Below are 13,001 nucleotides of genomic sequence, written 5' to 3'. Positions count from 1 at the left end.
TGGGGCGGAGCCCCGGTTTCGGGAAGGGGCGGGGAGGGGAAAGACCCGCGGCGCACACCCCGCAGACGTACCTGCACCTAACACCGGCTCGGCGGCGATCACCGAGGGGTGCGGGAGGCACCCCCGTAGGACGTGCCCTCCTCGAGCGCGCCCCCGAACCGCTCCCGGAACTTCTCCATGTTCTTCCGGGGCGACGACGACAGCACCCAGCGGTCGCCCACCAGATAGACCCCGCCGTACATCCGGGCCGTCTCCAGCCAGTCGCGCTGGTTCTCGGCGGTGACGAAGTCGAGGAAGAGGAATTTGCCCCGGGAGTTCTCGCAGACGGCCTGGCGGTAGTCGTCCACCTTGGTGGTGAACTCGGGCTTGCAGCCCGCGGCCGAGGCGAGTTGTTCCACCCGCGCGGCCTTGGGCGCGGCGCTCGCGCTCGGCCGGGCGGCGCCGTTCCCCCCGGTCTCCGCTTTGGCGTCCGCCTTACCGTCACCATCACCGCCGCCACCGCCACCACCGCATCCCCCGAGGGCGAGCAGCGCGCCCACGGCCGCCGCGACCGCCACCGCGCGCGGGCCGCGGGCGGCGTTCCGGGCCGGGCGCGGAGCATCAGCATCAGCATCAGCGGCGTCGGCGTCGGAGTCCTCGGCGGCGGCGTACATGAAAGACCCTCTCGCATCGTCGGATCCGGGAGCGCGACCGCATCCCCCGCGCCCACGGATACGCACCAACGACGCCGATCGTTCATCCCCGACCTGGTCCGTACGGCGATGCCCGGACCCTTGACAGCCAGGTCGGATGCTGGATTACTGGACCGCGCCCGAACGGGAAACCGAATGTTCGGTCGGCATCCGGAGGTGGTGGACGCCCCATGGTGGAACCGCAGAGCGCGGCTCCGCTCGACGACGCCGAGCGGATGAACCCCGAGGAGCTGAGGGCGCTTCAGCTCACCCGGCTGCGCGCCACCTTGCGCCATGCGTACGACCACGTCGAGCTGTACCGCAAGAAGTTCCGCGAGGCCGGGGTCGGCCCCGAGGACTGCCGCACCCTCGAGGACCTGGCCCGGTTCCCCTTCACCACCAAGGCGGATCTGCGCGACAGCTATCCCTTCGGGATGTTCGCCGTCGAGCAGAGCGAGGTGCGGCGGCTCCACGCCTCAAGCGGCACCACCGGCCGCCCCACCCTCGTCGGCTACACCGAGCACGACCTGGGCGTATGGGCGGAGGTGGTCGCCCGCTCGATCCGCGCGGCCGGTGGCCGTCCCGGCCACAAGGTGCATATCTCCTACGGTTACGGCCTGTTCACCGGCGGCCTCGGCGCCCACTACGGCGCCGAGCGGCTCGGCTGCACCGTCATCCCCGCCTCCGGGGGAATGACCGCCCGGCAGGTGCGGCTCATCCAGGACCTCAGGCCCGAGATCATCATGATCACGCCCTCGTACCTGCTGACGCTCCTGGACGAGTTCGAGCGGCAGGGCGTCGATCCCCGTTCCACCTCCCTCCAGGTCGGCATCTTCGGTGCCGAGCCCTGGACGGAGGAGATGCGCCGGGAGATCGAGGAGCGCATGGACATCCACGCGGTGGACATATACGGGCTCTCTGAGGTGATGGGCCCGGGGGTGGCCCAGGAGTGCGTCGAGACCAAGGACGGGCTGCACGTCTGGGAGGACCACTTCTACCCCGAGATCGTGGACCCGCTCACCGACGCGGTGCTGCCCGGCGGCGAGGAGGGGGAGCTGACCTTCACCACCCTCACCAAGGAGGCGCTTCCCGTCATCCGCTACCGCACCCGGGATCTGACCCGGCTGCTGCCCGGCACCGCCCGCCCCGCCTTCCGGCGCATCCAGAAGATCACCGGCCGCTGCGACGACATGCTCATCGTGCGCGGGGTCAATGTCTTCCCCAGCCAGATCGAGGAGATCGTGCTGCGGATCCCCTCGGTGGCCCCGCACTTCCAGCTCGAGCTGACCCGGCGCGGCCGGATGGACCACATGGCGGTGCGGATCGAGGCGCGCCCCGGGGTCGGCCCGGAGCGGCGCGCGGACGCCGCCACGGCGATCGCGCGGGGCGTCAAGGACGGAGTGGGACTCACGGTCGAGGTGGAGATCGTGGACCCGGAGACGCTGGAGCGCTCCGTGGGCAAGATCCGCCGGGTCAAGGACCTGCGGACGGACGGCTGAGCACGGCGGATGGAGGCTGAGCGGACGCCAGGCCGAGCCGCCCCAGCCGGGCAACCGTACCTGCCGGGCAGCCGTACCAGGCGAGCCGCCGCCCCAGCCGAGCCGCCCCGGGCACAGTCCTTGGCCGCGGACGGCGCTTGGGGGCGGGCCTCATCGGCGCGGCGTTCAGCGGCCGGACTCGGCGGCCGGGCCCAGCGGCGCCCGGCGCGTGGCTCGGCGTGCCAGCCCGAGCGCGGCGACCCCGTGATGGAGCGGCAGCCGCCCCCCGCACACTGCCGCCTGGGCCCGCGCCGCGACCCGGCGCCGGTCGTCGACGTCCGGCATCGGCCACAGCGGCCGGTGCACGTTCACCCGCACCGTGAGCCCGTCGGCGCGGATCACCCGGCGCAGCGAGCGGCCGAGGTCGTCCTCGCCGACGAAGGCGGCCACCGTGGTCGGGGCGCCGTGCTGGACGTAGTCCAGGGTCACCGGGCGCACCGGCGCGCCCGCGTCCAGCGCGGCCTGGAAGGTGGCCCGGCGGAAGCTGCCGCCGGTGCCCGCACACCAGGTGATGCCCTGCGGGAAGGCCATCACCGACTGGCCGTCGCGCAGCCGGGCCGCCATCTCCCGTACGGTCGCGGGGAGTTCGCGCAGCGAGTCGCGGTCGATGTACAGCGTCCCCGCGCGGGTGACCACCGGACCGATCAGCGGCCAGCCCGCGATCTCGCGCTTGGCCAGCATGACCACGGGCTCCATCGACAGCAGCGCGATGATGTCCAGCCAGGAGATGTGGTTCGCCACGATCAGCGTCCCGGTGGTCCCGGTGGTCGCTGTGGGCCCGGCGGCCCGGGTGGTCCCGGTGGTCCCTGTGATCGTCCTGGCCCCCGTGGCGCTGAGCGTCCCGCCTCCCGCCACCTCCAGCCGGACGCCGAGGGAGTCCAGCAGCGTCGCCGCACGCGCCCGCAGCGTCTCGGGCTCGGCGATCCGGCGGCCGGACACCAGCGCGCCCAGCACCGCCCGGCCGAAGACCGCGGCCCGCCGGGCGACCCGGGCGGCCGGGACGCGGTCGGCGGCGTGGGCGACACAGCCGGTGCTGCACGGCGACCAGGCCGCCCAGGCGTGTGCGGGCAGGCTCATCGCGGCCGGGACGGTCACTGGGATTCACCCAGGAAGTAGCGGCGGTAGCGGTCGTTCATCCGCTCGGTGTCGAGCAGCACGAAGAAGTCGGCGTCGTTGAAGGCCCGGTCGTGCTGTGGGGATCCGCACAGCCAGGCGCCCACCCGCAGATACCCGCGCAGCAGCGGCGGCAGACCGGCGTAGCCGGGCTCGCCGTCCAGCGGCCGGGAGGGTATCCAGGGGTCGAGCGGGTGGACCCGCATCTCCGGCGGGGCGGCGTGCTTGGTGGTGCCGAGGAGCCAGGCGTTGGCGGCGGCCTGCTCGCCCCCGGCCAGCGGCACCGAGGCACAGCCCGCGAGATAGCGGTGGCCGGACAGCAGTACATAGCGGGCGAGACCGGCCCACATCAGGTTGATGACGGCGCCCGAGCGGTGGTCGGCGTGCACACAGGCGCGGCCCGCCTCGACCATGGACGAGCGGACCTCGGCCGGAAGCCCGCGCAGATTGAACTCGGTGTCCGAGTACAGCCGCTCACTGCGCCCCGGGGGAAGCAGCCGGTAGGTGCCGACCACGGCGTCCGTCGCCCTGTCCGTGACGATCAGGTGGTCCATGACCTGGTCGAACTCATCCACATCGCGGCCGTCGACCGCCGCGTCCAGCCGGCCGCCCCTCTCCTCGCCGAACACCTGGTAGCGCAGCCGCTGCGCGGCGTGGACCTGCTCCTGGGTGTGGGCGATCGAGGTGACGTACGAGCTGGTGGGCGCCGTCGTGGACGTCGTGAGCACGGGCATTCCTGTTCTCCGTTCGAGGGAAGTCAGGAGCGGTGGGGACTGGGGAAGAGCGGAGGAAACGTCGGAACAGACGTCGGAGCGAACGTCAGAGGAGACGTCGGACCAGACGTCGGAGGAAACGCCTCACTCGCCGTGCGGTACGCGTGGGCGGCGCGTGCCGGGGCGTCCACCAGTCTTGCCGTGGCGACGTACGTCACAGTGTCCGTGTGGTGATTCGTCGACTGCCAGTCGATGACGAAAGCATGCCGCAGGTCGGCCGTGGTTACGGAGCGGTAGCGCCGATGGCACTCAGCTCGGCAGCGGGAAGCCCAGCGACTGGGCCGCGGCGGCGGGGGTGGGCTGGGACCAGTAGTCGCTCACCGCCGTGGCCGAGGACAGGGAGCGGGTTTCGGCCAGGTCCAGATAGAGGACGCCGTCCAGGTGGTCGGTCTCGTGCTGGACGATCCGCGCGGGCCAGCCGGTGAACTCCTCGTCCAGCTCCCGCCCCGTCTCGTCCTGCCCGCGCAGCCGGATCCGGTCCGGGCGGCCGACCACGGCCTGCCAGCCGGGGATGCTCAGGCATCCCTCGAAGAACGCCGCCCGGCCGTCGCCGACCGGTTCATAGCGGGGGTTGACCAGCACTCGGTACGGCTGCGGCACCCGGCCGCGCGCCTCCCGCACCTCCGCAGTCACCTCCGCCGGGTCCTCGATCACCGCGAGCCGCAGCGGCACACCGATCTGCGGGGCCGCGAGCCCCACTCCGGGCGCGGAGTGCATGGCCTCCCGCATCGCCGCCAGCAGCCGGTCCAACTGCCCGGCGGCCAACTGGCCTTCGTACGGCAGGGCCGGTCGCCTGAGCACGGGGACGCCCGCGGACAGGATCGGCAGCGGGCGGGTCCCGGAGAGCAGTTCGTCGACGAGCTCGGACAGGGTGGTGGTCGGCATGGGGGACAGCCTGGCAAGACGATCACGCGACGGCAATTCGGGGGCGGGTCCGAGGTGTGGGCCAGTCATCGGCGTCTCATCGCAGCAGGCCGGGCGGGCAGCGGTCCGAGCACATTGCGGCCCATACGGTCCAGAACTACTACGGTGAAGGCATGCCCCGGCCTCGTGAGTTTGACGAAGGTCTTGTGCTGCTCGCCATCCGCGACGAGTTCTGGGACAAGGGCTACGCGGCGACGTCGATGGACGACCTGCTGCGCGTGAGCGGGCTGGGCAAGGGCAGCCTCTACGGGGCGTTCGGGGACAAGTGAAGCCTGTTCTTGCGGGTGCTGCGCAACTACGACGACGCGAACCTCGAACCTGCTGATGCCGCGCGAGCGCCCGGTGTCCGCGGCACGGGGCATCGACCTGGTCCGCGAGTTCCTGCTCGCCCCGACCGACGACCCGACCGGAGCGGCCGCGCGTCGAGGTTGCTTGGCTGGCCAACAGCAACGCCGAGCTGGCCGTGACGACGTTCCTCGCCTCGGACGCGTCGGGTTACCTCAACGGCGCCGAGATCTTCGCCGACGGCGGTTACGCGCAGGTGTGAGTGCTCTCGTGGACGCCCTGGGCGGGGCCCGGGGCCTACTCGGGGCGCGGGTCCGGCTCGGCCGGTGCGCTCTGCTCGGTTCGTGACTCCGGCAGCAGCTCCCGGATGTCGTTCGGCAGCACGCCGTACAGCTTCTCCATCAGCTCCGGGTCCACGGCCGAGTCCAGCACCTCGAAGAAGGCGGCCGCCTCGCGCAGCGCCTCGTCCTCGGTGTGCTCGGTGCGCCAGGCGATCCGGCCCGCGAAACCGGTGAGGTCGAACCGCTCGCCGTGGTCCCGCCGGTACGCCCGCTCCTCGGGTGAGCCCTCATGGGAGGCGGCGACGCGGCGCAGTGGCTCCGCCGCCTCCTGCGGCAGCTGGGCCGCCATATGGTCCGCCAGTCCGTCCGGGATGCGCTCGGCGAGCGTTTCGAGCGTCGCGCGCACCGCTCGCTCGGCGGACTGCCGGTCGGGGAGCTGGGCCCGGGCCTGGACCAGGCCCGTCAGTTCTTCATAGCGCATGGTCGGCGTTCCTCGTGGTCGGGTGCCCGGCTGTTGGTGCCGAGTGCCCCGTGCCGTTCGCTCAAACCGTCGCCGGGCGCCCGGCCTCCGGGGCGCCCTCCCGCCGGTCCCCTCGTCAGCCCTCCCGCGCGGCCAGCAGCGGCCCCAGCACCCGGGTGCCGGGGCCGGTGTGCCCGCCGGGGCCCGGGAGCTGGGTGGTGTTGCCGACCGTCAGGGGCTCCCCGCAGTGGGCGCACGCGGCCACCGGTGTGGTGTCCCGCCCACAGCCGAGATGGCGGATCCGGGCCGGGGGCCCGGCGGGGCCCGCGTACCAGCGGTCGCCCCACTCCATCAGCGCCAGCAGCACCGGATACAGCTCCTCGCCCTTGGGCGTGGCGCGATAGTGCTCACGCGGCGGCCGCTCCTGGTACCGCTCCCGGACCAGCACCCCCTCCTCGACCAGCCGGGACAGCCGGGCCGCCAGGACCTTACGCGATATGCCCAGGTCATGGGCGAGATCGTCGAAGCGGGTGACCCCGGTGAGCACATCCCGCATGATCAGCGCCGTCCAGGCGTCGCCGAACAGATCGGTGGCGCGGGCGATCGAACAGGCCACATCGGCGAGCGGAGTACGGGTCATGACACGACCCTACCCGAGTTCCCTGAGGGAACTTAAGGGTGTTAGGTTTCCTCGGGGAACCCCGGGAGCCAAGCGAGGCCGCCCGGGCCGCCCCAGGCACCGGTGAATCCGCGAATCCGCGTAATCCGCGCACCCGTGAGGGAGAAGACGATGGCCGCCGCCCCGCACATCGAACTGGACTCACGGTCACCCGACGCCGTCGACGGCCGTCAGATCAGGGCCGTCACCTTCCAGGACAGTCGTCTGGAGTACGTCCGCACCGCGCTCAAGAGCGTGGACCTCGCCGCGTCCGGAAGCCGCGCCGTGGCGGTGGGCAGCGGCCGCGGGCTGCTGGCCCGCGGGCTGGCCGGGCTCGGCTTCGACGTCGTCGCCGTCGACCCCTCCGCCACCGCGACCGAGATGGCCCGCGAGGCGGACGCGCGCGAGCACCCCGGGATCGACTACCGCACCGCGCCCGCCGAACGGCTCGGCCTCGCCGACGGCGCGTTCGACCTCGCCTACTACGCGGACACCTTCGAGATCACCCCGGATCTCGACCGGGTGCTCGCCGAGGCCGCCCGCGTACTGCGGCCCGGCGGGGTGCTGATCTACGACACCGTCAACCGCACCCTGCTCTCCCGGCTGATCTACCTCGGCGCCTTCCAGCGCCTCCCGATGACCCGGATCATGCCCGCCGGCCGCTACACGGCGGCCCGGCTGCGCACCCCCGCCGAGCTGACCGCCGCCCTGGAGCGGCAGGGGCTGCGCAACGAGGACATCTGCGACTTCAAGCCCAAGGATCCGCGCAGCCTGGTCAAGGCCACCATGGCGCGCCGCCGGGGACGGATCACCGATGAGCAGATCCCGCCCATCGTCGACTTCGTCCTCGCCCCGGACGCCCGGCCGCTGGTCACCTACCTCGGCTACGCCCGTAAGGGCTGAGCGGCGGGCCCGGCTCCCCACCCCGGCCGCGGGGGCGCACACTGGGCACCGTGACTCGTAAGCGCAGCGCCGGACTCCTGCTGTACCGGGGTGCGGGCCCGGCCGTTGAGGTTCTGCTCGCCCATATGGGAGGCCCGTTCTGGGCCGCGAAGGACGCGGGCGCCTGGACGGTGCCCAAGGGGGAGTACGACGAGGACGAGACGCCGGAGGCCGCCGCGCGCCGGGAGTTCCAGGAGGAGCTGGGCGTGGCCCCGCCCGGCGGTGAGCCGATTCCGCTGGGCTCCGTGACCCAGACCGGGGGCAAGCTGGTCATCGCGTGGGCGCTGGAGGGCGATCTCGACCCGGCGGGCATCACCCCCGGCACGTTCACCATGGAGTGGCCGAAGGGCTCCGGCCGGACGCGGGAGTTCCCCGAGATCGACCGGGTCTCCTGGTTCGGTCTGGAGGAGGCCCGCCGGAAGATGGTGACGAGACAGCGGGTCTTCCTGGACCGGCTGGAGGAGCTGGTCGGGGGCGCGAAGGGCGCGGAAGACACGGAGAACGACGAGGGCGCGGGCCCCGGCAGCGAGTGACCGGGGCCCGCGCCCGCCAGAGGTCATCTCATCGCGTTCCGCAGTGCACCGTGGCCGCCCCCCAGTCGGCGTGGTCATGCGCGTTGCCGTCACCGCCGTCGGTGACCCGCAGCCGGAGCCGCTGCGCGCCCTCGACCCGGGCCTCCACCGGTACGGCCGTGTCCGGGCCGCGCACCGTCTCACCCCGGTACACCCGCTCGCCGTCGGCGTAGACCTCGAACACGACGCTGCCGTCGGCCCCCACCTCGTCGTCCACGCCCGTCGTCGCGGTGAACGTCGAGCAGCCGCCGCCCAGGAAGACCTCGACCGTGGAGTCGGCGTGGGTGCCCAGCCCCCGTTCGTAGGCCGTGCCGTCGATGGTGAGGGTCTTGCCGTCGCCGGCGGCGGCCTCGCCGTTGCTGCGGTCGCGTTCGACCGGGCCCCAGCCGTTGTCCGCGGTGATGAAGCCGAGCGTGGACACCGGCACTTCACCGTGCGGCGGCGGAGGAGTGCCCTCGAGCTCGGCCGAGGCCTCGCCGCTCACCCGCGCGCCACCGGTCGAGGTCGCGCGGACATCGGCCACGGCGGGCCGCGGACCGTCCGGGCTGCCCTCACCACGGGCGATCGTGGTCCGTACGGTCGCGCTCCGGCCCGCCGCGAGATCGCCGAGGTCGAGGGTGCCGGGCTCGGCGGTCCACCCCTCGGGCAGCCCGAAGGCGGCGGTGACATCGCGCAGCGGGGTGTCACAGGGGTTGGTGACGGTCAGCTCGGCCGAGGTGGAGCCGCCCGCGGGCACCGTGGTGTCGGCGGCCGTGAGCTTCGCCCCGGGGGCGCACACCACCGGGCCGCGCGGGGTGCCGGTGCGGGCCTCGGCGCCGGTCAGCGGGCGCAGCCGCAGGGTGTAGGCGTACTCCTTGGCGGGCCGCACCTGGTACTCGGGCAGCACGGTGTGGAACGTTTCGCTCACCCCGCTCACCGCGTGGTCTAGATGCAGGGTGTTGCCACCCGGGTCCTTCCGCAGGGCGAACGGGTAGGCGGCGCGGTCGATCCCGGTGTACGGGGTCACCCCGGCCGAGAAGTCCCCGGACACCAGGAGCCCGCCGACGCCGTCGGACAGCGAGGCCCAGCGGACGTCCTCGTGGTTCCCGTAGTCCTGCGGTTTGGTGTATCCGGCGAACTGCCCGTCCACGTCCGTGGAGTACACCCCCACGGGGGCGCCGTCCTTACGGTCGTTGTAGTTCTCCTGCGGCCCGCGCCCGTACCAGCTGAACCGGTCGTAGCGGTCGGGTACGCGCAGCGAGAGCCCGATGCGGGGCAGATAGGGCACCGTACGTGCCGCGCCCCGTGCCTCCACGCGGTGGTCCAGGCGCAGCTCCCCGGAGCCACTGACGGTGTACCGCAGGGTCTGGGCGAACGAGGAGTCCTTGACGCCGGGCGCGGCGGCGGAGGAGGGCACGGTGACGACGACCTCGCCGTTCCGCTCGTCCACCGTGACCTCGCCCGGCTTGGTGCGCAGCCGGTCCAGGCCCGCCTCCCGCCAGGGCCCCTCCTCCGAACCGATCTCATTGCTGACCGGGGCGCGCCAGGCGTCCAGCTCGGGGCCCGAGCCGAGCAGTTCCCGGCCACGGGACTTCATGGAGACGAGCTCGCCGCTGGACCGGTCGAAGCCGTAAGAGAAGCCGTCGCCGGTGACCGTGAGGCGGTCGCCTGAGGTGGTGGCCTTCACCTTCCCCGGTGCCCGTGCGGGCGTCGTGCCCGCGAGCTGACGGCCGCCGATGTCGAACTGCTCGACGGCCACCCGGTGTCCCGCCTTCGCCCAGGCCGTGTCCGCGGCCTGCACCGCCTCCACGGTCAGCCGCCGGTCGGCGTCCCGGGGGTTGGCGGGCGGCTTGGGCAACCGGAGGGTGCTCCGCGCCCCGGGGGCGACGTCGAGGGCGCGGCTGCCCCGGGCCAGGGTGTGGGCGCCCTCGGTGAGGCGCCAGCGCAGCCGGAGGTCGCCGGTGCCGGTGAAGGACCGCTCGTTGCGCACCTCGATCCGCCCCGTGCGGGCCTCGTCGCCCGAGATCCGGACCGGGGCGTGGACGGCCGCCATGGTGCGGGCCTCCGGCTGGACGGTGCGGTCGGCGGAGACCACCCCGTCGACCCCGCCGGTCCCGGCGCCGTAGGACAGGAAGTCCCCCTTGCGGTCGAGCCGGTCGAAGTCGAGCGCCAGCACCGCGTCCGTGCTGGGGTCGGCGGCGAGCTGATCGGGGCTCAGCGCCCGGTGGTAGACGCGGACCTGGTCGACGGTGCCGTGGGTCATCCGGGTGCGGATGTTCTCCTGGTCGGTCTCCGGGTTGCGGCCGATGTTCACCGGCTGCGCCGAGTGGCCCACGGTGCCGGTCCAGTCGGCCGACGCGGTCTGCCTGCCGTCGATCAGCAGCCGGAGCGTCCGGCCGTCGAAGGTGGCGGAGACGCGATGCCATGAGCCGTACCAGCCGTCGGGAACATCGGCCGCCACGGTGTGCCAGTCCCCGTCGCCGTAGACGGAGAACTCCAGGGTGTCCTTGTCGCGCATCTTCAGCGCATAGCTGTGGTCGCCCTTGGCGATCACGGTGAAGGAGCCGGTCCAGCCGGCGGGCTTCACCCAGGCGTCCAGGGTGAGCGCGTCCGACACCGCGTCCAGTTTCGGATCGCGGTAGACCTCCACGAAGTCGTCGAGGCCCGACAGCTCCAGCGCCCTGCCCCGGTGTCCCGCCACCAGAGCGGGCTTCCCGGAGACATACGACAGGATGTCGTTGCCGGAGGTGTCGGGGGTGGTCAGCAGGGGCTGGGTGATGTTCTGCTCCGCCCAGTCCCAGATGTAGCCGCCCTGGACCTGGGGGTACTTCCGCACCACATCCCAGAACTCCCGGAAGTTGCCGAGCGAGTTGCCCATGGCGTGGGCGTACTCACCCATGATGATCGGCTTGGTGGTGGCCTTCGCCTTCTCCTCGAGGCCCGAGGGCGAGGGGTAGCGCGGGCCCCAGACATCGGCGAACGGGGCGTCGCCGTCAGGGTTGTTGGGCTGGTGGTAGACCGGCCGGGCCGGGTCCTCGCGGTCCAGGAAGTCGGCCATCGCGTAGTGGGCCTTGCCCAGTCCCGCCTCGTTGCCGGTGTCCCACATCAGCACGCTGGGGTGGTTCTTGTCCCGTTCGTACATGGCGGTGAGGCGGTCCATGAACGCGGCCTGCCACTCGGGCCGTTCGGCCAGGCAGTCGTCCGGGCAGGCGTCGTGGTGATGGGTCTCGATGTCCACCTCGTCGTCGATCCACAGACCGCGCGCGTCGGCCAGCTCGTAGAGGTACGGATCCGAGGGGTAGTGCGAGGTGCGCACGGAGTTGATGTTGAGCTGCTTCATCAGCGAGACGTCGGAGGCGGTGCGCTCGTGGGTGGCGTGGCGGCCGGTGGCGGGGTCGGTCTCGGAGCGGTTGACGCCCTTGACGAGGATGCGCTTGCCGTTGACGAGGAGCTGTCTGTCCTTGACCTCGATCTCGCGGAAGCCCACGGGCTGGGCGGTGGTGTGGGTGACCGTCCCATCGGGGCCGGTGAGCCGGACGACGAGGGTGTAGAGGTGGGGCGTCTCATCGGTCCACTTGGCCGGGTTGGCCACGTGGGCGGTGAGGGTGGTGGAGCCACTGCCGCCACCGCCGCCCACCGTTCCTGACATCGTTGTCACCTTATGTCCGCGCTCGTCGTAGAGCGTGCCGAGAACCTTGCGGTCGCCGGGGACCTTGCGGTCGGCCGGGGCGCGCTCCGGGCCCTTGGCGGCCACGTCGACCTCGGCGGTCAGCCGGGCGTCGCGGTACCGGCCGTCCAGATCGGTCTTGACGGTGATGTCCCGCAGATGCTCGGCCGGGGTGGAGTAGAGCCCGACCGAGCGGAAGATGCCCGAGAACCGCCACTGGTCGTAGTCCTCCAGGTGCGACCCCGAGCCCCAGCGGTGGACCTGCACCGCGACGGTGTTGCGGCCCGGGTGCAGCCGGTCGCTGATGTCGAACTCGGCGGGGGTGTAGCCGCCCTGGTCGTAGCCCGCGTAGGAGCCGTTCACCCACACCAGATAGCCGCTGGTGACGCCCTCGAAGCGGAGGAAGGTCCGGCGCTTCTCCCAGCTCTTCGGCAGCTCGAAGGTCTTGACGTAGGCACCGGTCGGATTGACGTCGTGGGGGACCTTCGGGGGGTCGTCCGGATACATCTCGGTGGGGATGTTCCGGAACACCGGATGGTCCAGGCCGTCCGTCTGCCAGGTGTGCGGCACGCTCACGCTGCGCCAGCCGCCCCTGGAGGTGTCATAGCCCTCGGTGAAGAAGTCCTTCGGCACCTCCTCGGGGCGTTCGGACATGTGGAGCTTCCAGGTGCCGTCGAGCGAGGCGGTCCAGCGGCCCTTGGCGCCGCCCGCGAGGGCTTCGGCGGTTCCGTCGTACGGCGTGAGCCGGGCGTGGGCCGGTTCCTGTCCGACGGAGGTGACCTCGGGGTTCTCCAGCAGTTTGTACACATCCGCTGGGGGAGCGGGGGCGTCTGCTGCCGCCGCCGCTGCCGGGGAGGCGGGGAGTGCGAGCGCGAGGGCCAGGGCGACGGCGGCGAGCCGGGGCAGCCGGGAGGCCCGGGTGAGCGAGGGGAAACGGGGGAGGGGGAGGCGACGTCGGAGGCGTCGGGGCATCTGGTGGTCCACCCTTCTGTGGGGTGTGGAAACGCTCCAGAACGAACAGGCCCGCACATTAGCCAACGCGCCCCCTCGCGCCAAGATGTCGCGCAGCACTCACCGTCGGCCCGGCGCGGCTACCGTGAAAGAAGTGAGGGCCGTGCGGAATGCCGTGCCGAGCGCG

The 13,001-nt window shown here is 72.4% G+C and carries 10 protein-coding genes and 2 pseudogenes; 5 read left to right on the top strand and 7 right to left on the bottom strand.

Annotated elements, in window-relative coordinates:
* Positions 1 to 98: 98 nt before the first annotated feature.
* Positions 99 to 653, bottom strand: coding sequence for a hypothetical protein (locus VT50_RS12465; RefSeq protein ID WP_053048532.1), 555 nt, complete (start codon positions 651 to 653; stop codon positions 99 to 101).
* 209 nt (positions 654 to 862) lie between these two features.
* Between VT50_RS12465 and paaK the strand changes: the two genes are divergently transcribed.
* Positions 863 to 2,170, top strand: a complete 1,308-nt coding sequence (gene paaK / locus VT50_RS12460) for a phenylacetate--CoA ligase PaaK (protein ID WP_046085845.1) — start codon at positions 863 to 865, stop codon at positions 2,168 to 2,170.
* A 165-nt stretch (positions 2,171 to 2,335) separates the two neighbouring features.
* Here the strand turns inward: paaK and VT50_RS12455 are convergent, their stop codons facing one another.
* The 3 genes from VT50_RS12455 to VT50_RS12445 all read right to left on the bottom strand — a co-directional run bounded on the left by VT50_RS12455 (position 2,336) and on the right by VT50_RS12445 (position 4,980).
* Positions 2,336 to 3,286, bottom strand: coding sequence for a lysophospholipid acyltransferase family protein (locus VT50_RS12455; RefSeq protein WP_240529142.1), 951 nt, complete (start codon positions 3,284 to 3,286; stop codon positions 2,336 to 2,338).
* Between the two features lie 14 nt (positions 3,287 to 3,300).
* Positions 3,301 to 4,056 carry a GNAT family N-acetyltransferase gene (locus VT50_RS12450; protein WP_046085846.1) on the bottom strand — a complete coding sequence of 252 codons (756 nt, stop codon included), beginning with the start codon at positions 4,054 to 4,056 and terminating at the stop codon, positions 3,301 to 3,303.
* 288 nt (positions 4,057 to 4,344) lie between these two features.
* The gene (locus VT50_RS12445; RefSeq protein ID WP_046085847.1) at positions 4,345 to 4,980 is read right to left on the bottom strand and encodes a peptide deformylase; all 636 of its coding nucleotides are present in this window, start codon (positions 4,978 to 4,980) and stop codon (positions 4,345 to 4,347) included.
* A gap of 152 nt (positions 4,981 to 5,132) precedes the next feature.
* On the opposite strand from VT50_RS12445, the pseudogene VT50_RS41330 reads away from it, so the two are divergent.
* Both VT50_RS41330 and VT50_RS40375 read left to right on the top strand, forming a co-directional pair.
* Positions 5,133 to 5,491, top strand: a pseudogene (locus tag VT50_RS41330) (TetR/AcrR family transcriptional regulator); the annotation flags it as partial.
* A pseudogene (locus VT50_RS40375) lies at positions 5,480 to 5,566 on the top strand (oxidoreductase); the annotation flags it as partial. The pseudogenes VT50_RS41330 and VT50_RS40375, both read left to right, overlap by 12 nt.
* Before the next feature lie 35 nt (positions 5,567 to 5,601).
* Here the strand turns inward: VT50_RS40375 and VT50_RS12435 are convergent.
* Positions 5,602 to 6,066 carry a DUF2267 domain-containing protein gene (locus VT50_RS12435; RefSeq protein ID WP_046085848.1) on the bottom strand — a complete coding sequence of 155 codons (465 nt, stop codon included), beginning with the start codon at positions 6,064 to 6,066 and terminating at the stop codon, positions 5,602 to 5,604.
* Between the two features lie 115 nt (positions 6,067 to 6,181).
* Positions 6,182 to 6,685: a winged helix-turn-helix transcriptional regulator gene (locus VT50_RS12430; RefSeq protein ID WP_046085849.1), complete on the bottom strand. Its 504-nt coding sequence runs from the start codon at positions 6,683 to 6,685 to the stop codon at positions 6,182 to 6,184.
* Between the two features lie 150 nt (positions 6,686 to 6,835).
* On the opposite strand from VT50_RS12430, the gene VT50_RS12425 reads away from it, so the two are divergent.
* Positions 6,836 to 7,606, top strand: a complete 771-nt coding sequence (locus VT50_RS12425) for a methyltransferase domain-containing protein (RefSeq protein WP_046085850.1) — start codon at positions 6,836 to 6,838, stop codon at positions 7,604 to 7,606.
* 50 nt (positions 7,607 to 7,656) lie between these two features.
* Positions 7,657 to 8,178: an NUDIX hydrolase gene (locus VT50_RS12420; RefSeq protein ID WP_046085851.1), complete on the top strand. Its 522-nt coding sequence runs from the start codon at positions 7,657 to 7,659 to the stop codon at positions 8,176 to 8,178.
* Positions 8,179 to 8,206: 28 nt separating this feature from the next.
* On the opposite strand, the gene VT50_RS12415 is transcribed toward VT50_RS12420, so the two are convergent.
* Entirely contained in the window at positions 8,207 to 12,835 is a 4,629-nt protein-coding gene (locus VT50_RS12415; RefSeq protein WP_063893213.1) for a glycoside hydrolase family 2 TIM barrel-domain containing protein, read from the bottom strand.
* Positions 12,836 to 13,001 lie beyond the last annotated feature (166 nt).

Source organism: Streptomyces antioxidans (genome assembly GCF_000968685.2).
GTDB classification, from domain to species: Bacteria; Actinomycetota; Actinomycetes; order Streptomycetales; family Streptomycetaceae; genus Streptomyces; species Streptomyces antioxidans.
The sequence above is the reverse complement of the archived record's forward strand: the minus strand, read 5'-3'. Positions and strand labels throughout refer to the sequence as shown.